Source organism: Shewanella sp. Pdp11, assembly GCF_002838165.1.
In the GTDB taxonomy this organism is placed as follows: Bacteria; Pseudomonadota; Gammaproteobacteria; order Enterobacterales; family Shewanellaceae; genus Shewanella; species Shewanella hafniensis.
Genome location: NZ_CP015194.1, coordinates 4,814,982 through 4,838,346, shown reverse-complemented (window position 1 = coordinate 4,838,346; position 23,365 = coordinate 4,814,982). Strand labels below are relative to the sequence as shown.

20 protein-coding genes and 1 other RNA gene are annotated in these 23,365 nt (G+C 44.7%); 11 read left to right on the top strand and 10 right to left on the bottom strand.

Going from position 1 to position 23,365, the window contains the following annotated elements; genetic code table 11:
- The first annotated feature begins 93 nt into the window (after nt 1-93).
- Together ggt and AYJ58_RS21260 are read left to right on the top strand one after the other, a co-directional pair.
- Nucleotides 94-1,806 (top strand): gamma-glutamyltransferase, encoded by a 1,713-nt coding sequence (gene ggt / locus AYJ58_RS21265; RefSeq protein ID WP_106651634.1) that lies wholly within the window; start codon nt 94-96, stop codon nt 1,804-1,806.
- Between the two features lie 243 nt (nt 1,807-2,049).
- Nucleotides 2,050-2,985, top strand: coding sequence for a Dyp-type peroxidase (locus AYJ58_RS21260; protein ID WP_106651633.1), 936 nt, complete (start codon nt 2,050-2,052; stop codon nt 2,983-2,985).
- A gap of 72 nt (nt 2,986-3,057) precedes the next feature.
- Here AYJ58_RS21260 and AYJ58_RS21255 read toward each other — a convergent pair whose 3' ends face one another.
- Nucleotides 3,058-3,960, bottom strand: a complete 903-nt coding sequence (locus AYJ58_RS21255; protein ID WP_106651632.1) for a LysR family transcriptional regulator — start codon at nt 3,958-3,960, stop codon at nt 3,058-3,060.
- 106 nt (nt 3,961-4,066) lie between these two features.
- Here AYJ58_RS21255 and AYJ58_RS21250 point away from each other — a divergent pair, with 106 nt between their 5' ends.
- Nucleotides 4,067-4,699: an NAD(P)-dependent oxidoreductase gene (locus AYJ58_RS21250; protein WP_106651631.1), complete on the top strand. Its 633-nt coding sequence runs from the start codon at nt 4,067-4,069 to the stop codon at nt 4,697-4,699.
- Nucleotides 4,700-4,846: 147 nt separating this feature from the next.
- On the opposite strand, the gene argR is transcribed toward AYJ58_RS21250, so the two are convergent.
- Nucleotides 4,847-5,317 (bottom strand): transcriptional regulator ArgR, encoded by a 471-nt coding sequence (argR, locus tag AYJ58_RS21245; protein WP_006080175.1) that lies wholly within the window; start codon nt 5,315-5,317, stop codon nt 4,847-4,849.
- 294 nt (nt 5,318-5,611) lie between these two features.
- Between argR and mdh the strand changes: the two genes are divergently transcribed.
- Complete coding sequence (mdh, locus tag AYJ58_RS21240; RefSeq protein WP_106651630.1) at nt 5,612-6,547, top strand: malate dehydrogenase; 936 nt, start codon at nt 5,612-5,614, stop codon at nt 6,545-6,547.
- A 104-nt stretch (nt 6,548-6,651) separates the two neighbouring features.
- On the opposite strand, the gene AYJ58_RS21235 is transcribed toward mdh, so the two are convergent.
- Nucleotides 6,652-7,050, bottom strand: coding sequence for a thiol-disulfide oxidoreductase DCC family protein (locus AYJ58_RS21235; RefSeq protein ID WP_106651629.1), 399 nt, complete (start codon nt 7,048-7,050; stop codon nt 6,652-6,654).
- Nucleotides 7,051-7,317: 267 nt separating this feature from the next.
- Between AYJ58_RS21235 and folM the strand changes: the two genes are divergently transcribed.
- On the top strand, nt 7,318-8,034 hold the full coding sequence (gene folM / locus AYJ58_RS21230) for a dihydromonapterin reductase (RefSeq protein ID WP_106651628.1): 717 nt from the start codon (nt 7,318-7,320) through the stop codon (nt 8,032-8,034).
- Between the two features lie 64 nt (nt 8,035-8,098).
- Here the strand turns inward: folM and AYJ58_RS21225 are convergent, their stop codons facing one another.
- The 3 genes from AYJ58_RS21225 to AYJ58_RS21215 form a co-directional block, all read right to left on the bottom strand.
- Nucleotides 8,099-8,797 (bottom strand): 5-formyltetrahydrofolate cyclo-ligase, encoded by a 699-nt coding sequence (locus tag AYJ58_RS21225; protein WP_106651627.1) that lies wholly within the window; start codon nt 8,795-8,797, stop codon nt 8,099-8,101.
- 9 nt (nt 8,798-8,806) lie between these two features.
- Nucleotides 8,807-8,987, bottom strand: a non-coding RNA gene (ssrS, locus tag AYJ58_RS21220) — 6S RNA.
- A gap of 120 nt (nt 8,988-9,107) precedes the next feature.
- Entirely contained in the window at nt 9,108-9,410 is a 303-nt protein-coding gene (locus AYJ58_RS21215) for a cell division protein ZapA (protein ID WP_006080182.1), read from the bottom strand.
- A gap of 235 nt (nt 9,411-9,645) precedes the next feature.
- Here AYJ58_RS21215 and AYJ58_RS21210 point away from each other — a divergent pair, with 235 nt between their 5' ends.
- The 6 genes from AYJ58_RS21210 to gcvP all read left to right on the top strand — a co-directional run bounded on the left by AYJ58_RS21210 (nt 9,646) and on the right by gcvP (nt 17,668).
- A complete protein-coding gene (locus AYJ58_RS21210) occupies nt 9,646-10,221 on the top strand; it encodes a UPF0149 family protein (protein WP_106651626.1) in 576 nt (191 codons plus the stop codon).
- A 179-nt stretch (nt 10,222-10,400) separates the two neighbouring features.
- A complete protein-coding gene (ubiH, locus tag AYJ58_RS21205; protein WP_106651625.1) occupies nt 10,401-11,627 on the top strand; it encodes a 2-octaprenyl-6-methoxyphenyl hydroxylase in 1,227 nt (408 codons plus the stop codon).
- Nucleotides 11,628-11,669: 42 nt separating this feature from the next.
- Nucleotides 11,670-12,893, top strand: coding sequence for an FAD-dependent monooxygenase (locus tag AYJ58_RS21200; protein WP_106651624.1), 1,224 nt, complete (start codon nt 11,670-11,672; stop codon nt 12,891-12,893).
- Nucleotides 12,894-13,147: 254 nt separating this feature from the next.
- Nucleotides 13,148-14,242: a glycine cleavage system aminomethyltransferase GcvT gene (gene gcvT / locus AYJ58_RS21195; protein WP_106651623.1), complete on the top strand. Its 1,095-nt coding sequence runs from the start codon at nt 13,148-13,150 to the stop codon at nt 14,240-14,242.
- Nucleotides 14,243-14,267: 25 nt separating this feature from the next.
- Nucleotides 14,268-14,657 carry a glycine cleavage system protein GcvH gene (gene gcvH, locus AYJ58_RS21190; protein ID WP_106651622.1) on the top strand — a complete coding sequence of 130 codons (390 nt, stop codon included), beginning with the start codon at nt 14,268-14,270 and terminating at the stop codon, nt 14,655-14,657.
- A gap of 122 nt (nt 14,658-14,779) precedes the next feature.
- A complete protein-coding gene (gcvP, locus tag AYJ58_RS21185) occupies nt 14,780-17,668 on the top strand; it encodes an aminomethyl-transferring glycine dehydrogenase (protein ID WP_106651621.1) in 2,889 nt (962 codons plus the stop codon).
- Nucleotides 17,669-18,100: 432 nt separating this feature from the next.
- Here the strand turns inward: gcvP and AYJ58_RS21180 are convergent, their stop codons facing one another.
- The 4 genes from AYJ58_RS21180 to AYJ58_RS21990 all read right to left on the bottom strand — a co-directional run bounded on the left by AYJ58_RS21180 (nt 18,101) and on the right by AYJ58_RS21990 (nt 23,212).
- A complete protein-coding gene (locus AYJ58_RS21180) occupies nt 18,101-19,669 on the bottom strand; it encodes a P-loop ATPase, Sll1717 family (RefSeq protein WP_232790839.1) in 1,569 nt (522 codons plus the stop codon).
- Nucleotides 19,639-21,246, bottom strand: coding sequence for a hypothetical protein (locus AYJ58_RS21175; RefSeq protein ID WP_106651620.1), 1,608 nt, complete (start codon nt 21,244-21,246; stop codon nt 19,639-19,641). Before AYJ58_RS21175 ends, AYJ58_RS21180 begins: the two co-directional genes overlap by 31 nt.
- Entirely contained in the window at nt 21,236-21,964 is a 729-nt protein-coding gene (locus AYJ58_RS21170) for a hypothetical protein (protein WP_106651619.1), read from the bottom strand. The genes AYJ58_RS21175 and AYJ58_RS21170 overlap by 11 nt, the downstream gene beginning before the upstream one ends.
- Before the next feature lie 333 nt (nt 21,965-22,297).
- The gene (locus AYJ58_RS21990; protein ID WP_198555548.1) at nt 22,298-23,212 is read right to left on the bottom strand and encodes a nuclease-related domain-containing protein; all 915 of its coding nucleotides are present in this window, start codon (nt 23,210-23,212) and stop codon (nt 22,298-22,300) included.
- Nucleotides 23,213-23,365: the final 153 nt, after the last annotated feature.

The window sequence follows — 23,365 nt, the reverse complement described above, 5'->3', positions numbered from 1 at the left end:
TTTTTGCTTACGTTTAACTTGCGTCTATGCGGTATGGGGTGGTGATTTTTTCGACCATCCTTGTTACTTTGAACCTCCGGTTTTGGAGGACTTATGCTAAAAACAATAAAATCAATTTGTAGCTTAGTGACAGTAGTGACGGCGATGTCGTCTTCAGGAGTGATGGCCATGGATAGGATCACGGGTAAAGCCTTTGCGACGCGCTCTGAAGTGTATGCCACCCATGGAATGGCGGCGACCAGCCAACCCCTCGCCACGCAAGTCGCTATCGACATACTCAAGCAGGGCGGTAGTGCCGTCGATGCGGCCATTGCCGCTAATGCCATGCTAGGGTTAGTCGAGCCAACGGGTTCAGGTGTTGGTGGCGATTTATTTGCCATCGTCTGGAGCGCGAAAGATAAACGTCTCTATGGCCTTAACGCTTCGGGTCGCAGTCCAAAATCCTTAAGTTTAGAAAAGCTCAAATCCCTCGGCTTAGACTATTTGCCGCCGCTTGGGCCTTTGCCTGTTTCTGTGCCCGGCGCAGTGGATGGTTGGTATGAACTGCATAATAAGTTCGGCAAATTAGCTATGGCCGATAATCTCGCGCCCGCAATCCACTATGCCCGTGATGGTTTTCCTGTCTCCGAATTGATTGCTTATTATCTTGAGGGTAGCGGTAAAAAACTCGCAAAATTCCCTGGTTTTAAAGAAACTTATATGCCTAATGGCAAGATGCCAGCGGTGGGCGAAATCTTTAAAAACCCAGCGCTTGCTAATACCTATGAGAAAATTGCCAAAGGTGGCCGCGATGTTTTTTATAAAGGCGATATTGCCAAAAGTATCGATAAGTACATGAAATCCCAAGGTGGTTATTTAAGTTATGATGACTTAGCGACCCATACTAGCGACTGGATAGATCCGGTTTCGGTGAACTACCGTGGTTACGATGTATGGGAACTGCCGCCCAATGGTCAAGGCATTGCGGCGCTACAAATCTTAAAAACCATGGAACCCTTTAATGTGGCTGCGATGGGCTTTAATAGCCCCGAATATGTGCATTTATTTGTCGAAGCCAAAAAACTCGCCTTTGCCGACAGAGCTAAGTTTTATGCCGACATGGCCTTTAATAAAGTGCCAGTTAACGAGTTGATTTCGCAGCAATATAATTATGATCGCGCTAATTTAATCGATCCCAATAAAGCGGCCAAGAGTGTTGATGCGGGTAATCCTGCGTTGCAACATGGCGATACTGTGTACCTGACCACAGCCGACAAAGACGGCAACATGGTGTCACTCATTCAAAGTAACTACCGTGGTATGGGGTCGGGCATGACACCGCCAGATCTCGGTTTCGTGCTGCAAGACCGTGGGCAAATGTTTGATTTAACTGAGGGGCGTTTTAATAGCTACGCACCGGGTAAGCGTCCATTCCATACTATTATTCCCGCCTTTGTGACCAAAGACGGTAAGCCTTGGTTGAGTTTTGGGGTGATGGGCGGCGCGACTCAGCCACAAATGCACGCACAAATTGTAATGAATCTGATTGATTTTAAAATGAACTTGCAAGAAGCGGGCGATGCCCCGAGAATTTTGCATATGGGCTCAACCGAGCCCACCGGCGAAGTGATGAATGATGGCGGCTACGTCAGTCTGGAATCGGGCTTCCCTGTGGAAACACGCCGTGAGCTTATCAAGAAAGGTCATGTGCTGCGTGATGGACTTGGGGATTTTGGCGGCTATCAAGCTATTGGATTTAATGCTGAAACGGGCGTGTATCGTGGCGCTTCTGAGAGCCGTAAAGATGGTCATGCTGCCGGTTATTAACTTCAGCGTCACGCTAAGGTAAGCTCGAGGTAGAGTAAGCTTTGCTGCTCTAATTCGATTAAACTGAATGACGAGACTTTTCAGTCTCGTCATTTTTACATTAGGGATCTTGGGCGTGATATTGCTACCTAATGAGCATTATCATGATAAACCAGAACAAACTGTGCGTTAGTTAATGTCATTTTCAGGTAAAGTTGCGGATAATATTGCCGAAAATGAATTTAGAAAAAGGGTGATAACCAAATGGATATTCAAAATATGCCGCGTGAACAGTTGGGTGTGTGTGCCGAGGGGAACTTACACAGTGTCTATTTGATGTTTAATGCCAATGACAATGTCGAGTCGCAATTACGTCCCTGTCTTGCCAACGTTGCGCAGTATATTTATGAGCTGACAGATCAATACTCTGACAGTGCATTCAATGGTTTTGTGGGGATTGGCGCTAATTATTGGGATAGCCTCTACCCCAATGCTCGCCCTGAAATGCTCAAGCCTTTTCCTGCTATGCAAGTCGGCAGCCGCGAAGCGCCGGCAATTGAATATGATTTGTTCGTGCATATCCGCTGCGACCGTTACGATATTCTGCATTTAGTCGCTAATGAAATCAGCCAAATGTTTGAAGACTTAGTGGAATTAGTCGATGAAGAACGTGGGTTTCGATTTATGGATAGCCGCGATTTAACCGGCTTTGTCGATGGCACCGAAAACCCTAAGGGGCGTCACCGTCAGGAAGTCGCTCTGGTTGGCGATGAAGATCCAGAGTTTAAGGGCGGCAGTTATATTCACGTGCAAAAGTATGCCCACAATTTGAGTAAATGGCATCGATTACCGGTTAAAAAACAAGAAGATATTATCGGTCGCACTAAGCAAGATAATATCGAGTATGAATCAGAAGACAAGCCACTGACCAGCCATATCAAGCGGGTGAATCTTAAAGATGCGAATGGTCAGTCGATGGAAATCCTGCGCCAGAGCATGCCCTATGGTTCACTAAAAGAGCAGGGATTGATGTTTATTTCTAACTGCCGCACGCCTGAGCATTTTGAAAAGATGCTGCATAGCATGATGTTTGGTGATGGCGAAGGTAACCATGATCACTTGATGCATTTTACCAAGGCGATGACAGGCTCATCCTTCTTTGCCCCCGCATTGGATTTTATGCTGCAATTCGACGAATAAGCTTTCAATATTTGAGCAGATTCAGCATCAATGAAACGCACTTACGCTAACGCCTGAGTGCGTTTTTTTATGCTAATGCGCGGGAATCCATTTTTTGATATCGAGTTGCCATTGCTGGGCGGTGTAATCGATAAAGGCGCGCACCAGATTTTGCTGATAACTGCGGGACAAGTACACAGCCCACAGGGTTTGGCCTGGCGTCGTAAAGTCGGGCAACACTTCTTTAAGCTGGCCGCTGGCAAGGTATTGATTTGCTAAGTCGCAGGGCAAACGCACTATGCCATGTCCCCGCAGCGCCGCACTGACCAACACTCCCATATCGTTAGCCCTAAGATTCCCTGTAACTTTTACGTGCTCGGCTTGCAGCTCTTTCAGGAAAGGCCAATTTTGTTGCGCCGAGTGTATCAGGCAGTTGTGAGCCAGCAGATCTATCGGCTCGACAAGTGGTGTGTTGCTATCAAGGTAGCTTGGCGCAGCACAGATCACGGCATCTATAGTCATTAAACGCCGCGCAATCAAATTATCATCCGGCTGCTCGGTATAGCGCAATGCCACGTCGACTCGCTCATCTACCAATTGCGCAAAACTGTCCGACATCACCAGTTGAATGTTGACCTTAGGATGAATTTTAATAAAGCGATCGACAACATCGAACAGGCTGTGCTGTCCAAGGCCAATCGGTGTGGCGATACGAATACTGCCCACCAGTTCACTGTTATGGCTGTGGGCGCGGCTTTCCATGGCGGCAACTTCACTTAAGATCCGCTGGCAAAATTGCAGCGCTTCTTCGCCTTGTAAGGTCAGGCTGACGCTACGAGTGGTACGGTGGAGTAAGCGTAAACTAAGCCATTGCTCAATTTCTTGAATATGGCGGGATACCTGCAGGCGGCTGAGGTCTAAATGTTCGGCAGCTTTGGTAAAGCTGCCGCAGTTTGCGACTTCGACGAAACTGCGTATTGCGGCAATTTTATCCATATTAGTACCTCAAACTGAAACAATCATGCTCATTTATTGATGTTTATCACGTGAAACACTGCAAGTAAACTGGCTTCAATGTAAATCATCAGAGAGAGTTAACGAAATGAAAATCGCAATTTTAGGTGCAACAGGTTGGATTGGTGGTGCAATTTTAAAAGAAGCATTGAGCCGTGGGCACCAAGTAACAGCGTTAGTGCGTGATCCGAGCAAGTTATCTGTTACTGACGTGGCTGTGCATGCTGTGGATTTAGAGCAGCCATTAGTGGCAGAACCCTTCACTGGAGTAGATGTTGTCATTGCCTCTGTTGGTGGCCGCGCACAACAAAATCATGGCCTAGTGGCGAGTACGGTTCAGTATTTACTGGATGTGCTGCCCAACGCTAAGGTGCCACGTTTATTGTGGGTTGGTGGTGCAGGCAGCTTAGAAGTGGCACCGGGTGTGACTTTGGTTTCTAGCCCAGATTTTCCCGCTGCATATAAAGATGAGGCGTTAGCTCAGGGTGAAGCTTTGCAGGTATTCCGTGCGGCGCAAACTGCAATTAATTGGACCTTTGTGAGCCCAGCCGCTGAGATTTATCCTGGCGAGAGTGAAGGTCCATATCGCCTTGGTGGCGATAGCTTCTTTACCGATGCCAATGGTCGCAGCCGCATTTCTGTTACCGATTACGCTAAAGCCATGTTAGACGAAGCCGAACAGGGCACTCACGCAAATCAGCGCATCAGTGTGGCTTACTGATATCGCTACAGTTGAGTTAGATATAGTGAGTTAGATATTGTGCTGTAATCTGTAACGTAATCGGGACAACGACCAAATAATCAGCGCAAAATTGGACTGAAATGGGTACAGATGAAATAGAACAGGTCAGCAAGCTGACCTGTTTTTTTATTCTGCGTAATTGAATAAAGATTTGATGGTTTCTAAGGTATCGGCGATATCTTGGATGCTCGATGGACAAATAAAGATAGTGTCATCACCGGCAATTGTGCCCAAAATGCCTTCTGGTTTACCGATAGAATCCAATAAACGGGCAATCAGCTGCGCTGCACCTGGACTAGTTCGCACGACGATCATCGCTTGGTTATGATCGACGTCGAGTACCAAATTCTTCAGTGGGCTACCCGCAGTGGGTACGCCTAATTCGGCTGGTAAGCAATACACCATCTCTTGCTTAGCGTTGCGAGTCCGCACTGCGCCGAACTTGCTGAGCATGCGTGACACTTTTGATTGGTTAATATTACCAAAGCCTTCAGCTTGCAAGGCGGTGACGATTTCACTCTGAGAGCCAAAGCGCTCTTCTTTTAAAATCGACTTAAAAATTCTAACAAGGTCATCCTGATTCTTGGTCGTTTGCATAATATTATTATTCGTTATTCAAAAAAACAGGCCCATTTTGAATATTTTTAGAAAAATTGTCAACAAATAACCAGATTGGTTGAATAAAAATTCACTAACCCTCTGTGGTTAAGCATTTGCTGGGGGCGTAAAAATATCAATTTGAGTAATTGTTCTACATTGCTTCTATGTTATTCCGGAATTCTTTTGCCCCACGACTAAGGGATAATTGAAATTGTTGTGACATTCCAGTAATGTGACGCCAACGCAAATTAGATCCATGTCACACATATCCGAGAAATAACGGAGATAACTATGAAAGTTGCTGTACTTGGTGCTGCTGGTGGTATCGGCCAGGCTCTTGCCCTACTGTTAAAAACTCAATTGCCTGCGGGTTCTAAACTGTCTCTATATGATATCGCACCGGTGACTCCGGGTGTTGCGGTTGACTTGAGCCACATCCCAACTGCTGTTGAAATCAAAGGTTTTGCTGGTGAAGATCCAACGCCTGCCCTTGTGGGTGCTGACGTTGTGCTAATTTCTGCTGGTGTTGCGCGTAAGCCTGGTATGGACCGTTCAGATCTGTTCAATATCAATGCGGGTATCGTTCGCAACCTGATCGAAAAAGTAGCGGCAACTTGCCCTACGGCTTTGGTTGGCATTATCACTAACCCTGTCAACACCACTGTTGCTATCGCTGCAGAAGTGATGAAAAAAGCGGGTGTTTACGATAAGAACCGTCTGTTCGGTATCACGACATTAGACGTGATCCGCTCTGAAACTTTCATCGCCGAATTAAAAGGCCTGAACGTTGCTGACGTTAAAGTGAATGTGATCGGCGGCCACAGCGGCGTGACCATTCTGCCATTACTGTCTCAAGTTGAAGGCGTGACTTTCACTGACGAAGAAGTGGCAAGTCTGACAACTCGCATCCAAAACGCGGGTACAGAAGTGGTTGAAGCTAAAGCCGGTGGCGGAAGTGCGACTCTGTCTATGGGTCAAGCGGCTTGCCGTTTCGGTATGTCTCTGGTTCGTGGTCTGCAAGGCGAAGCTAACATCGTTGAATGCGCCTATGTTGACGGCGGCAGTGAGCACGCTGAATTCTTCGCACAACCTGTGCTGTTAGGCAAAAACGGTATTGAAAAAGTACTGCCTTACGGTGAAGTGAGTGCATTCGAAGCTAACGCTCGTGATTCTATGTTAGATACGCTGAAAGGCGATATCAAACTAGGCGTTGATTTCGTTAAATAATCTTTCGGATAATCTATTTAGATTATGACGAATTAAAAAACGGAGCCATTGAGCTCCGTTTTTTTATGCCTCAGTTTTACACTTGCTCAATTTAACTTAATCGATCAGCGACGCCTGGTGGGAATTTGGCAGTTATCGTCGCAGCGGGCTTTGCCCGTTAGTAGATAGGAGATGCGATATCTGTGTTTTGCGAATCTGAGATAGCACCAATCGGCCACAGTTTTAATCACGGGCAGGCGTAACAGTTGGATCCAAGTACGGGTACCTGTCAGTGCCCACGCTTTACAAGTGACATCTAACCCGAGTAACACTTCGCCTGTTGCGGTTTCGCCATGGAGAATCGTATTGGCGTAGTCTCTATCGATATGGCGGAAATGCTCGCTAAAATCGGGTGCATTTAAATCTTCAAGCCCAATCAAGTTTTTCGGATCGCGCGCTTTCAGTTGACGCATCTCGGCGCTACATAATGGACAATTTCCATCGTAAAAAATCCGCAGTTCCATCGGGTTCACCTCTGATGACTTGACCATAATACTTGATCAAAGCTCTTGGCTTGCGCACTTAAGCTTGGTTTTCTTTTACCCTAATACGCAGAATAAAGGGTTTTAGATCGCAGCTGATTTAAATCTAATGTGTGTCTCATTTGGCTTTTTATTAGGTTAAATTCAAACGAGTACAGTAACATCTTGGTTATTCATAAGGTTAACTTGATTGCTGATTTTTAAGCAAACAAGTTAAAGCCTGAGCAATGACGACTCAAAAGGATAGGTATGACATCTCCCATCATAATCACTGGCGTGGGTAAACGCATAGGTTACGCCTTAGCCAAACATTTTCTCGCCCAAGGTCAGCAGGTGATTGGTACTTATCGCAGCCATTACGCTAGCATCGATGAGCTTAACGTCTTAGGTGCGACTCTGTATCCCTGCGATTTTTATGACGATGCCCAAGTGCAATCCTTAATTGATGCGTTAACTCAACTGCCTCAAGTTCGCGCCATTATTCACAATGCCTCGGACTGGCTGCCGGATAACTGTCAGCGTGCGCCGAGCGAAGTGCTGCAGCGGATGATGCAAGTGCATGTGAGCGTGCCCTATCAGTTGAACTTGGCCTTAGAGGCGCAGCTACGTGCCGCTGCTGGCGATAAAATCGGCGGCAGTGATGTGATTCATATTACCGATTATGTGGCAGAAAAGGGCAGTCAGAAGCATATCGCCTATGCCGCCAGTAAAGCCGCGCTGCACAATATGACGCTATCCTTTGCCGCCAAATTCGCCCCCGAGGTGAAAGTCAATTCGATTGCACCGGCGATGATCCTCTTTAATGCGGGTGATGACGCTGCCTATCAGCAAAAAACCTTAGCCAAAGCGCTGTTGCCGAAAGAGGCGGGAAATGAGGAAATTATTGACTTAGTGGAATATCTGCTGAATAGCCGCTACGTCACTGGTCGTTGCCATAATGTCGATGGCGGTCGGCATTTGAGGTAAAGAAGAATCTAGATTTTAGGTTCTAGGTCCTAGGCCCTAGAATCTAGTTACCTAGCACCTTCTTTTAAAACGTCAGTAGGCGACTTGGGGTGATGATAAAGGGCAAAGGCACATCCCAATGTTCGCAGGGTAAACTCACAACTTGCTGACAGTCGTGGGCGTAACCCATAGGCAAAGGTTTCCCCTTAAGTTGCCAGTTCGCCAGCGTCCTATCGTAATAACCTCCGCCCATGCCCATACGATTTCCCATTAAATCAAACGCCACTAAGGGCGTGATAACCACATCGAGATCTGTTACTGGGATAATGGCGCGCACATCTAACTTAGGTTCTAAGATGCCGAATTGATTCGCCTGCATAGGTGTGTCAGCGCTGTAATGCAGGAATAACAATTGCCCTGCATTGAAGGGATGCAACCTTGGCAGATAGGTGTGAATCCCCAATTGCCACAGTGCTTCGATCAGCGGCGGCGTGGCAAGTTCGCCATCGTGGGTGAGATACAGAGCTACATGTTGCGCATTTTGAGCCTGCAATGCATCGAGCATACGTTGGCTAGCGCTCAAGCTTGCTTGAGTTTGCTCGGTTTCTGAAAGGGATTTGCGCGCGGTGCGAATGTTTTTACGTATCTGATTGCGGCTTTCTTTTGTATGGAGCGCGATATTTGCCGCATAGTTTGTGACATCTTCGGCATCAGCGACTTCTACGGCAAGGTGCGCCATGTCGCTTTGAGTCTTCAAATGAGAAAGTTTGGAAGATGTAGGCATAAAATTAAGATGCTCCCCAGAATGCCGCTACCGGTGTAGCCCTTGAACCGTAGGTTCAAGGCGGGTAAATGATTACCTCCTAAGGCTTCTCGGTACAAGCCGAGCATGCTCAATGTCAGTAAAACATTCACCCTGAGATCAAAATTATCGGCACAGGGACATTACCAGTTGGCATGCATCCCAGGGAGCAAAAACGGTATTGAATCGCTAAAACATTGGCCTATGAGTATAAGCCAGCTTAGCCATTCACTGTGCGCTAATTGACCTAATTGACCTAATTGACCTAATTGCCAAGGCGCACAGTTTAAATCTATTTAGTTGAACGCTCAACTAAGGCATTCTCGAGGGTCGACTGCAGCAAGCTGATCCTGTCGTCCATCTGTTGCATATAATGCTTATTTTTTTGCTTTTCTTGGAACAACTCGTGTCCAATATTCAGCGCCGCCATAATGGCAATTTCTTCGCGGCTTAGGCTATTGGTGCGGGTTTTTAACGCTGTGAGTTGTTGTTCAACTCCCAATGCCACCGTACGTAAAGCATCCTCTTGACCTTTCGGGCAAGCGATAGAGTAGGTGCGCCCAAGTAGGGTAATTTCAACAGCACTGTTACTCATGTCGCGGGTGATCCTTTCGTTAGCCTCTTAGGGCGGACTATATAGGGCTGATATTAAAAGTGCAAGGTAAGCCGCAATTGGATTGGTCTTTGACGGCTTTGTTTGCTGTTTGTGTGAGCAATTGGATAATTTTTTATCAGGGTGTGGCCGATTTCGCCATTATTGGGATTCAGTATTGGTTCAAGTCTTTATCTCTGCTAGCATTGCTGCTGGAAAAATCTTATTGGGATCTGATATGGCAACCCCTCCTTCGTTACGTATCGACAGCTTAAAACTCGCCTTAGATGCGGCTGAAATCGGCCAACATCCGGTAGAAGTTCACGGTGCTTTAGTCGGTTTAATCTGCGGTGGTGTAGAACAAACTGGCGACACTTGGATCAAGCCTCTATTCGACCTGATGAACGATGGTCAACCTTTACCTGCGCAGTTGCACCAATTAGTATCTGATTTGTTTAATGATTCAGTCGCGCGTTTAGTGGATTTTGAATTTGGTTTCATGCCGCTATTGCCTGAAGAAGAAGAGCCGCTCAGCCAACGTGTTGAAGCCTTGTCCCTTTGGACCCAAAGCTTTTTGACTGGCATGGCGATTATTCAGCCGAAACTGAATCAAGCCTCGGCAGAAGTGCGTGAAGTGATCAAAGACTTGGCGGAAATTGCCCAAGTGGAATTTGATGTCGCCGACGATGAAGAATCTGAAGCTGCTTACACTGAACTACTCGAGTTTGTACGTATTGCTGCCATTATGTGTTACTCGGAGTTTGGCCCTGAAATCCCGCTTGGCGAGACCGACGATACCGCTGTGGTGCATTAATTTACCTCAGTTGTGTAATGTTCAATACATTAACGCAGTAGTGGCTTCATTTGATATTAAAGGCGGGTAAGCCTGCCTTTGAATCCATAGCACTGGTGCTTTTGAGTGCATAGCACTGATGTTCACATCTTTTATGTTTACATGCCTCAGTGCAATGCCAAAGCTTGAATGAGATCCCCATGACGGCCACAAATCACATGGATACTTCAGTTCAACACGTCGACATCGCGATTGTAGGCGGTGCGATGGCGGGGGCGACGCTCGCGTTGGCTCTCGCGCGTCTTTCTTTATCCGCAGCTAGACCACTTTCTATCGCCTTAATCGAGGCGCACCTTCCCGATAAACAACACCCCGGATTCGATGCTCGCTCCATCGCTATCGCCCACGGCTCTATTTTCGAATTATCCCGTTTAGGCCTCTGGCCAAAGCTAGCCCATTTGGGCACGGCGATTGAAAATATCCATGTATCGGATCGCGGCCACTTTGGCATGACAGAACTCAATGCCGCGCAGTTTCATTTAGATGCCTTAGGCCAAGTGGTCGAGCTTGAGCGTGTCGGCCAAGTGTTGTTTAACGAGCTTAACAAGAGCGAGGTAAAACTCTATTGCCCCGCCAAGCTTGCCCAAGTGGAACCCGCCGTAGAAGGCCACACCTTAGTGCTCGACACGGGCGAGCGCCTTCAAGCAAAACTCGTGGTCGCCGCCGATGGTCTGCAATCCAAAGTGCGCAGCAGTTTTGCTTTGCCCGTGACCCAAGTGGCCTTCGAGCAAACTGCGATTATTGCCAATATTCAAACCGACAAGCTCCACCAAAATTGGGCCTATGAGCGTTTTACCCAAACCGGTCCCTTAGCGTTGTTGCCTATGGCCGATAGCCAAGGTCAACCTCGATTATCTCTCGTTTGGGCGCTCGATGATGCGCGGGCTAAACAGATGCAAGACGCACCTAAGGCCGAGTTTTTAGCGGCGCTGCAACAGGCCTTTGGTTATCGTGCTGGCACGTTTATCGATGTCAGCGCGCGCCATGCGTATCCGCTTAATTTGTCGTATATGCCAAGGCCAATCCATCACAGATGTGTGTTTATCGGTAATGCGGCGCAGACACTGCATCCTATTGCGGGGCAAGGCTTTAATTTAGGGCTGCGGGATGTAGTAAGCTTGCTTGAGGTGCTCAAAACGGCGCTAGCGCAGGGGGATGATATCGGCTCCGCCGCAGTGACCCATGCGTACCTTAATGCCCGCGAACACGACAGAAACAGCACTATCCGCAATATCGAATTTTTAGTCCGTGGCTTTTCAAACCAATACTGGCCGATGACGCTGGGGCGTAATCTCGGATTACGTTTACTATCTTGGTTTCCGCCATTGAAAACCCCTGTCGCTCAAAAGGCGATGGGCTGGAAATAACTCAGCAATTTACTGGTATCGCAACGCGAAAAGGATGTACCCATGTTAAGTTCACAAGCCTATGACATCGCCATTGTGGGTGGCGGCATGGTGGGACTCGCCACCGCGATTGGATTGGCGCAGGCCGATCTGAATGTCGTCGTTATCGATGCGGGCCACACGGATGCCGTTGTCGGCGAGCCGCGCCTGCGGGTGAGCGCCATCAATAAGGCGAGTCAGCGCTTGTTAGAAAACTTAGGGGCATGTGCTTATTTAGATACTTCCCGCGCTACGCCTTATCAAAAAATGGCTGTGTGGAATAAAGACGGTTTCGGCAAAATTGCCTTTGATGCCAACAGCATCAGCGAAACCAGTCTCGGCGCGATTATCGAAAACGATGCCATTAGCTTTGCCCTCGCCAAACGCGCCAGTGAGTTTGACAACATTACCCATATCCAAAACCAACGCTTAGAACGCATTGCCTTTGGTGAGCGCGAAGCTTGGCTGACCCTCGCAAATGGCGCCGAGTCTGGTATCGAAAGTGTCAGTGCTGCACTCGTTATCGCCGCCGATGGCGCTAACTCTTGGGTGCGCGAGCAGTGCAAGATCCCGCTGACCTTTTGGGATTACGGCCACCACGCAATCGTCGCGACGATCCGCACCGAAATGCCGCACCTTGCCACCGCCCGCCAAGTGTTTTTACAGGACGGTCCGCTAGCATTTTTACCCCTGTATGAAGACAATCTCTGCTCTATCGTCTGGTCGGTGCCGCCCGAGCGCGCCACTGAGTTATTGGCAATGGATAAAGTGCAATTTGAGCGCAACTTAACCGCTGCTTTCGACGGTCGTTTAGGGATTTGCAAGCTGGAAAGCGAGCGCCAAGCCTTTCCATTACGGATGCGCTACGCCCGCCATTTTGCCCGCCACCGTTTAGTATTAGCAGGCGATGCTGCCCACACTATTCATCCGCTGGCTGGCCAAGGGGTGAACCTCGGTTTTTTAGATGCGGCCAGCATTATCGAAGTGATCAGCGAATTACAGCAAGCGGGTAAAGATATCGGCGATTATGCCCAGCTGCGTGCACTGGAACGTTGGCGTAAAGCCGATGCGATGGAGATGATCGCGGCGATGGAAGGCTTTAAACGCTTATTCGAAGGGACGAATCCGCTTAAAAAAGCGATCCGCGATCTGGGCTTAAATCTGGTTGATAATGTCGCTGGGCTGAAAACAGTGTTCATACAACAGGCCATGGGCAATAAGTCGGCACTGCCTAAGTTATGTCGTTAGCCTCGGTTGCGCTAATGTGATCAGAATTGCCGCTATTATCAGCATTTTGATTGCAAGCTGCGCAAATCTGGTCTTCGCATGTAAAAAAATTACAGGTTAAAGATGAGAAAATCTAATGGCACTGACTTCGGATTAGAAAAATCTCCTGTATACAAATTTGTGACGCAAGGTATAATTTCGCCGCATTTTAGACCCTAGTATCTACACCCTACACTAGGCAGAGACCTGAAAAAGGCCGCAAAAAAGGGATAACAATGGCTAATAAAACTATTCTGTTTAACAAGCACTTAGAATCAAACGCTAAGATGGTCGACTTCCACGGTTGGGATATGCCCCTCAACTATGGTTCACAAATCGAAGAACACAATGCCGTGCGTCAAGACGCGGGTATGTTCGACGTTTCCCACATGACTGTGGTTGATGTGATTGGTAACGACGCTTGTGCATTTCTGCGTAAGTTGCTGGCAAACGATGTGGCTAAGCTTAAAGTGCCAGGTAAAGCCTTATACGGCGGCATGTTAGACGAAAATGCTGGCGTCATCGACGACCTCATCACTTATTATCTCACTGACACTAACTACCGCGTGGTAGTGAACTCAGCGACCCGCGAAAAAGACTTAGCTTGGATCGCCAAGCAATCCCAAGGTTTTGATGTCACTGTGACTGAGCGTCCTGAGCTGGCGATGATTGCCGTTCAAGGTCCAAACGCAAAAGCGAAAGCCGCTGCCGTGCTCAGTAGCGATCAAAACGCCGCCATCGAAGGCATGAAACCTTTCTTCGGTAAGCAAGCTGGTTCTCTGTTTATTGCGACTACAGGTTACACAGGCGAAGCGGGTTACGAAATTATCGTCCCAGAAAATGAAGCTCAAGCCTTGTGGCAAGCATTGTTAGATCAAGGTGTTAAACCTTGTGGCCTCGGTGCCCGTGACACTCTGCGTCTCGAAGCTGGTATGAATCTCTACGGCTTAGATATGGACGAAACCATCAACCCGCTGGCCGCCAACATGGGCTGGACCATAGCATGGGAACCGAGCGATCGTGACTTCATCGGTCGTAAAGCCCTAGAAGCCCTGCGCGATGCCGGAACCGACAAACTTGTTGGTCTAGTGATGGAAGAAAAGGGCGTGTTACGCCATGATATGCCAGTATTTTTCACCGATGCAGCGGGTGTTGAGCACCAAGGCGTGATCACCAGCGGGACTTTTTCGCCAACATTGGGCTATTCTATTGCGATGGCGCGTGTTCCTAACTCAATTGGGGATACGGCACAAGTCGAAATGCGTAAAAAACGTGTGGCTGTTAGAGTAGTGGCGCCAAACTTTGTGCGCAACGGTAAACAAGCATTTTAAAAAAACGGAACAAGGAACAAGAACAATGAGCAATATTCCGACAGAACTGAAATACGCCTCTTCACACGAATGGATCCGCAAGGAAGAAGACGGCAGCTACACAGTAGGTATCACTGAACACGCCCAAGAGCTGTTGGGTGACATGGTTTTCGTTGAACTCCCTGAAGTGGGCGACACTGTGACTGCGGGTGAAGACTGTGCTGTAGCTGAATCAGTAAAAGCGGCGTCTGACATTTATGCCCCTATTTCTGGCGAAGTGATTGCCGTGAACGAAGCGCTGGAAGATTCTCCAGAACTCGTTAACAGCGACGCTTACGGCGAAGGCTGGTTCTTCCGCGTGATGCCTTCTGACGAATCAGAAGTTGACGCTCTGCTCGATGCAGAAGGTTACCAAGCTGTTATCGACGAAGAATAATCGTCGACGCTAACGAAGCCCTCAGGGGCTTCGTTTGTTTTAGCGCAAGTTTGACATAACAATAGCCCGTTAATCAGTACCCTACAGTTCTGAGTTACGGCAAATCTGGAACAAGGTTTATCATGACCAAGCAAACCCTCACTCAGTTAGAACAGCACGATTTATTCTTACGTCGTCATATCGGCCCTGATAGCAGCCAACAGCAAGCGATGCTGAATTTTGTTGGTGCTGAGTCACTGGACGATCTGACCGCGCAAATTGTGCCTGAGTCGATCCGTTTAAGCCAAGATCTGAGCATTGGTGATTCCTGCGGCGAAGCCGAAGGCATTGCTTACATTCGTGGTTTAGCGAAACAAAACCAAGTATTTAAGAGCTATATCGGCATGGGTTACTACGGCACTCAAGTGCCAAACGTGATCCTGCGTAACGTATTTGAAAACCCAGGTTGGTACACGGCTTATACGCCATATCAGCCAGAAATCGCCCAAGGCCGTTTAGAAGCCATTCTAAACTTCCAACAAGTGTCGATGGACTTAACGGGTTTAGATTTGGCTTCTGCTTCTTTGTTAGATGAAGCGACCGCCGCAGCCGAAGCGATGGCGCTTGCCAAGCGCGTTTCTAAAGCGAAAAAAGCCAATATCTTCTTCGTTGCCGATGATGTGTTCCCACAAACCTTAGACGTAGTGAAAACCCGCGCTGAGTGTTTCGGTTTTGAAGTGGTAGTTGGCCCTGCATCTGAAGCCGTAAACCACGAACTGTTTGGTGCTTTGTTCCAATATACTAACCGTTTCGGTCAAATCACTGACTTCACTGAATTATTCGCCACTCTGCGTGCGAAGAATGTGGTTGTGACTGTCGCCGCCGACATTATGTCTTTGGTATTACTGAAATCACCGGGCGCTATGGGCGCCGATGTGGTATTCGGTAGTGCGCAGCGTTTTGGCGTGCCAATGGGCTTTGGTGGCCCACACGCGGCCTTCTTCGTTGCCCGTGACGAACACAAACGTTCTATGCCTGGCCGTATCATTGGTGTGTCAAAAGACGCCCGTGGTAACCGCGCACTGCGTATGGCGATGCAAACTCGCGAGCAACATATCCGCCGCGAAAAAGCCAACTCAAACATTTGTACTGCACAAATTTTATTAGCGAATATGGCGTCTTTCTACGCTGTATTCCACGGCCCAGATGGCCTGAAAACTATCGCATCACGCATTAATCGTTTTGCCGATATTTTAGCGGCTGGTTTACAAGCGAAGGGCGTGAGCTTAGTCAACAGCACTTGGTTTGATACCATCAGCATCAAAGGCTTAGATGTTGCTGCTGTTAATGCACGCGCACTGGCTGCTGAAATGAACCTACGTTTTGATGCCGACGGCATTGTGGGCGTAAGCTTAGACGAAACCACATTGCGCACAGATATCGAAGCCCTGTTTGATGTGATTTTAGGTGCTGGCCATGGTTTAGATGTTGCCGCATTAGATGCGCAAATCGTGAGCCAAGGTAGCCAATCGATTCCGGCTGCACTCGTGCGCCAAGATGCGATTTTAAGCCACCCAACCTTCAATCGCTATCAAAGCGAAACCGAGATGATGCGTTATATCAAGCGTCTCGAAAGCAAAGACTTAGCACTTAACTACTCAATGATTTCATTGGGTTCATGCACCATGAAGTTAAACGCAGCGGTTGAAATGCTTCCTGTGAGCTGGCCAGAATTTGCCAACATGCACCCATTCAGCCCACTAGATCAAGCCAAGGGTTACACTCAGTTGATTGAAGAGTTGTCGACTTGGTTAGTGAACATCACAGGCTACGACGCTGTGTGTATCCAACCAAACTCAGGCGCTCAAGGTGAATACGCTGGCCTGTTAGCCATCAAGAAATACCATGAGTCACGCGGCGATGCGCACAGAAACATCTGTTTGATCCCGCAATCTGCCCACGGTACTAACCCTGCATCGGCGCAATTAGCCGGTATGCAAGTGATAGTTACTGCCTGTGATAAGCAAGGTAACGTCGATTTAGATGATCTGAAGACAAAGGCCGCCGAAGTGGCTGAAAACTTGTCTTGCATCATGATCACTTACCCATCGACCCACGGTGTGTATGAAGAATCTATCCGCGAAATCTGCGACATAGTGCATCAGCACGGCGGTCAAGTGTACTTAGACGGCGCTAACATGAACGCGCAGGTTGGCTTAACGTCTCCTGGCTTTATCGGTGCCGACGTATCGCACCTTAACCTGCACAAAACCTTCGCAATTCCACACGGCGGTGGTGGTCCAGGTATGGGCCCAATCGGTGTGAAAGCCCACTTAGCGCCGTTCGTTGCCGGCCACGTTGTAGTGAAACCTGGCCGCGAAAGCGACAACAATGGCGCCGTATCAGCCGCACCTTACGGTAGCGCTGGCATTCTGCCAATCAGCTGGATGTACATTAAGCTGCTTGGTTCAAAAGGCCTGAAAAAGTCGACCCAAACTGCGCTGTTAAACGCAAACTACGTGATGAAGAAGCTGTCTGAACACTACCCAGTATTGTTCCGTGGCCGTAACGATCGCGTCGCGCACGAATGTATTATCGACCTACGCCCACTGAAAGAAGCCTCAGGCGTGACCGAAATGGATATCGCTAAGCGTTTGAATGACTACGGTTTCCACGCACCAACCATGAGCTTCCCGGTTGCGGGAACCCTGATGATTGAGCCGACGGAATCTGAGTCTAAGGTGGAACTCGATCGTTTCATCGACGCTATGGTGTCAATCCGCGCTGAAATCGCCAAAGTAGAATCAGGTGAATGGCCAGCGGACAACAACCCGCTGCACAACGCACCGCACACTATGGCAGATATTATGGACCCAGAGTTCGATACGCGTCCATACAGTCGCGAAGTGGCCGTGTTCCCAAGTGCCGCAGTACGCACCAACAAGTTCTGGCCAACTGTGAATCGTATCGATGACGTATACGGCGACCGCAACCTAATGTGTTCGTGTGCACCATTATCAGACTACGAGTAATAATTGCTGCTTAGGCTAGCTACTGCGGCGTTGAATGAGGCTTTCGCATAGCTCGAAATAGAGAGTTTGACACCAGTCAACTCCGCGCGAAAGCTTTCAATCCGCCTTGCATTAGCTTCGCCAGCAACGCAATTATGGACATAAAAAAGCGAACCCTTAGCGGTTCGCTTTTTTATTGGTTCGTTTTCATTCTGCTGAGATTGAGCTGCTAATTAGCTTTATAAGTCGCTGATAATAGAGTGCTGCTAATTGCCTGCCGCAGGCTTTAGCACTGTTACACCAGTGACTCGCTGTAAATACGTCCCTGTAAGCTCTACTAAAACATCCATGTTTTAGAAGGTCACTGGTGCAACAATGCCAGTTCTGGTGTAACCATTGAGTGGAGAGTTATGTCTATGCCATTAGAGTGGCGTTATTATAAAACTTATGAAATTACTTGATGTTTAAAAATGTTCTATATGCTGGGTGGATTGACCAAGTTATATTGCCATTCTTGTTTTGCAAAGACTTATATAAATCAGGATCATCTGTATAATGTGTAAATGTTTTTCCGTCTTCATGAATTCTTGATATGAGCCCTAACTTATATAGAAAATCACCAAGATCCTCGAGGCAGGCATACTTTTTCCCATCAATATATGGAATATCATTGGCACTTCTACCTCTGATAAAATTATCATCTAGAATTTGATGTAACTCTATGTAGTTAAACTCTTTTTTTGTTGCTCTAAGAGAGTCAATTAAATTTGATAATTCCTCAAATTGATGATTATGCTCTTTTATTAAATCATCTCTACGTAATGAACCAAAGTCAGATAAAATAAAATTTATATGTTCAAGATTTATTTTTCTTGTTTGTGGAGTCTCTGAGGCTTTTCTTCCAGCCATTTTACATAATTGCCCCATCCATCTTGGACGTCTATTTGAGAATGCGCTAATAGCATCAAATAGTTTTGCGCTTGAATCACCATGCCAATCAATTGGAGATTTGAAAATTATATCTAGAATTTTATTATAGTCGCTTTTTAGTTTGTATTTACTCTCGGGTGAATTTGGATGATTATTTTCAATATAAACTAAAATCTTTTGAGCAAGCATATCTCTCATATATTTCTTGCTCCAGAAAATTTTAATTATATATTGTTGTAATTTATCAAGATCTTCTAAATGGCGTAAGCAAGACCACACATCGCTTCTAACAGTTGCCCTAATATTTAAATTCTTAGTCTCAAAGGATAATGCTCTGATTGCACTGAAAAAAGAACCAACTCTAGCCTGGTTTTCTTTGGTGTTTTGAAATTTGGCATCAATATCATCTATTAATACCCAAATATTAGGAACTTCTGAAGAGTTCTGATATCTTTGCAATAAATTTTCTAAGCTTTTGGGCACATCACTTTTAACTTCTACATCTAAAATAGGAAGTTTACCTTTTATTCTTGCTATTAAACTTCCAATGAGATTTTTACTTTTGAAACCTTCTAACTCAGAGAGTTCTACTATAGATATATCATCACTGTTAAATGCGAAATCTATTTTATTTCCTATTTCTAATATTATTCTTTTGCAAATTATTTGTTTCCAATAATTTTCTAAATATGAGTGATCATCACCTTTGAAATCACCTAGTCCTAATAGTTCATTCCCTTTGACTCTAATAATTAGTGGGTTTTTATATAAATCTTCATTTATTAATTTAAACTCAAGTCTTGATAATAGTGCTGATTTACCCATTCCTTTTCTTGCTGAAACAATTGATAGTCTTTCTTCGATATCAAAAAAAGGGTCAAAATCACTGTGATCTATATAATATGAGTTTAAAACGGAGAGATTCTCGTCCTCGCCGGCTTCATTAGCGAATATTTTTTTATCCTTAAGATCAATTCTAAGCACTTTATTCTCTCTTATTATTAATTTTAGATGGAAGTTTATTGGTTTTGCATATGTTTTTATAGGTGGTATACCAATTTTTATAAAATTGATATACCAAAACTTTTGCAAATTGAAGTAAATTCCAGATTGAACTTTTCCGTTAGTATTTTACTGTTTTCATTACAGCTATAGTCCAAAGCTGTTATTGCTCCATATGTTTCATACTTATCACTGTTGTACTCTTCTTTCTTCAACGTCGCGCTAATAATTACCTGTTTATCAAGCGCCTCAAATATTTCAAGCATTTTAATTTCTTTTGAGGTAGATAATTCTCGGTCTCTGAATGAATCAATGATTATTGGAAATTTATGATTTAAAATGACATGAAGTGCATATGTTCTTGCAAAGTAAAACTCTTGTTCTTCACTGCCAGAGTAAGTTACAGACTTTTTTGTAAATAAATCTGAAAATATTTGAATACCTGTATTGTCTATAATCTTATAGATATCATTCATTGCCTTCACTATACTTTTAATTAATACCTCTTGACGATGTGAAAGCCCTTCTTGCTTAGTTGTGGCCTCTTTGAGCTTTTTACTTATTGATTCAATTTCTTTTTGTTTTAAAGCTAGCTCTCTATCGAGACTTCCAGCATTTTCTAATTCATCTTTGAATAAGATTATATCTTTTAGTTTAGGGTGTGACTGGGATATTTCCTTATCAAGTTCTGATTGTAATGAAGTAATGTCAAAATCAATACGTGAGATTAATTCTTGTTTTAAACTTATCTTTTCATTAATAGAACTTAGTATGGAGTCTCTGACCTCTTTATTACTTACATCAAAGTTTAAATCCTTAGATTTATATGTTATTTTATCACTACCGCAGTCATTACATGACACTGCTCCAATACTAATCGTGCGATTTAGAGAGTTAAGTTCAGACTTAAGATTTAAGTGGTTGTTTAATCTAGTTCTCTCTGCGTAACGTTTCTTGCGTAAATCGACTAATTTATCATTAATTTTATTAAGTTTGATTTCTTGTTCTTTATAATATTTATAGCTTGCTGATGACTTTACAGTTTCTAGTACAGCTCTATTTATGTTGAACTTGTCAATACTAGCAGAGAGCTTTTTCTCTAAATTTCTGAGTTGCTTTAAATCGTCTTTTAATTTTTGAATTTCTTCGCTAGATAGTTCTGTTCCAGATATATCACATAGAGCATAAAGCATTTCAATAAAATCAAACTTATTATAGTATCCGTTATTAAAAATGTTAGACGTATCCCGCTTATCTTGACCAACAAAAAATATTTGAAAAAATAGACTTAGATCAACTATCTTTGGTAGTCCGCGATGTATTATCTCTGGTAATTTAAATATTTTTCTGTCAAAAAAATATTTAAATTCAGAAACAGAATCTAATATATGTAGTTCATTATTTATTTTAACTGAAAAAGTATTGTTTTTCCTTAGAATAAAATATTTAATATCATTTAGGTCAAATTGAATGAAGAAATAATGATTTTGATAGTTAAATCCAGCAGGGAATATTGGCTCATTTCCCATTGCATACATGATTCCTTGTAAAACTAATGTTTTACCTTTATTGTTATTATTGCTAAATATGATATTTAGTTTTTCTTGGAAACGATCCTCGATGAACGCTGATTTTTTATCGCCAAAAGCAAATTTTCTAATTTTCATTGATTAAGCCATCCCTTATTGTGGCAACTAGAAATCTAGCAGAGTTAATATCTAAGTGTTCTGTTCTATCAATTAGTTTTTGATCTAAATCATCGATTATTTGGCTTACTTTTTTTCTTGGTTCTTTAGATAAAGATTTAAAGATAGCAGCAAAAAGGCGCCAAAAAGCTTTCTGGTTGCTTTTATCAAAGAACGCTTTGCTTAATGCCGAGTTTTGTTCGAATATATGATCTTCAATATCGTCTGTATTAATATTTCTTATGAAATCTACATAGCTACTAGGGAGTCTGTTTTTGTTAGAAAAAATATCCCCGCCGACTAGCCTATTTAAAACAAATAATTGTAAGTCTGTATTTTTTAAGTGTCTATTAAAGTTTAATACATCATTTGGTCTATATATTTTTGAGTTTTCAATTTCTGAATTTTTTAGAGAAGTTTGTCTATCCCGAATCTCCCTAAATATTGCACTGTAAAAATTATCGTCATTTAATTTTGATGACTTAAATTTCATGATTCCTTTGATGTAGAACTGTTCTGTTGTTCGATCTTCTACAAATATTACCTTGTTGAAGAAATCTTCTAGATTAATATCTTCATTTAATTTTGCAGATGTTTTTAGTCCTTCTAATATTTTTTCTTTTTCAATATCTTTAAAATTTTCAATGTTATAGCTTGTTAATGAAGCGTCATTAACATAACGTTCATTAAGTTGTGGCATAAAAAATATAAATTCCTGAAAAAATTACTAAATTCAGACGTGAAATTTTTATATAAAGTGAACAGGTATTGCCCAATTTTTCTTGGAGTTAAATTTTTTTCACCTTTTGCTTGAATGTCCCAAATATTTTCATTATCACACATGCCAGATACATCATTGAAACAGTCAATGCTTAAGAACGTTATATCTTTGTACCTATTTCCTTGTGCGGCTAAATATAAAAGTGACTTTGTTTCAAAGGTTGAGGCTTTAAGATTATTGCGCTCTGTATTTTTGAATATATATGCCATTATTAACCCATTAATAATATGTTACATGATAAATTGTTGTATATCATTTCCCCACCTCGTTTTTACTTAGGCATCTTTGGGCGACTTGGTAGATGATGGTGTCGACTTGTTGCTGGGTAAGATCTTGGGATTTCAGTTTTGGGATCGTTCCGACTAATTGTTTGTGGTTGAGGATCGGCAGCGGTGGTTTTGATTGGCTTGTGACATACCAGCCGGGGAATACTAGGGCTGGGGTGGCGGCGACGGGGGAGCCTGTGGCTTTGGTTAACCATTGGCTGACCCATTGGGCTTGGCGCTGCGCTTGTTCGATTGGTTTGGTTTCTGTCCACGAGGGGAAGTTTAAGCGCCCGTCTTTGTAAAATACTTCATAGCCTTTTTTGCCAGAGTTTGAGCCATTCCCATTGGTTTGGCGTAGGTCTTTGTTCCGTTTATGGCGGCCTTTGGTTTCAATCGCGAATACGCCATTTTTGCCTACGACAAGATGGTCGATGTTAAAGCCGTCGGCTTGCACATCGTGAAACACTTGATAACCCAAGGCTTGTAAGCCTATGAGTTCATTGGCTGTGGCGATTTCTGCTGTATGGCCCAAGCGTAACTTGGTGAGCTTTGAAAAGAGTTTCCAGGTTTTAATACCGAAGTAAATTACTCCTATTAAACCTGTTAAGGCGAACAACCAAGGGAATTTTCCGACTGTGATATGCGCTTGGATGCTGCTGGCGGCAAATGGAAGGCAAACAATCAATAGTCCCATCATCATGCAGCCGATTAAATCTAATTGCAGATCATGGATTTGCTCTTGTAAGCCATAGGCGGGGATACGGGTCAGTTGCTCACGATCAACGGGCAGCTTGACGGTTGCATCGCGATGTTTGAGCAACACATACATCACACCCACTGTGACAAGAAGGCCAGACAGAAGTATCCCGTAGGATAAAAGAATGCTGCTGAAATCGGTCATTTACGTCCCTGAAGTAATGCGAGTCAATAGTTAACCCGATGACATAACCCGCTACTAAAATGTACTTATTATTTTGGAAAGTGGTGACAGACATGTCTGCTTAGAGTTTGGGCGCACATTGCTGATTTGCTTCTTCTTCCCTAAATGGCGTGC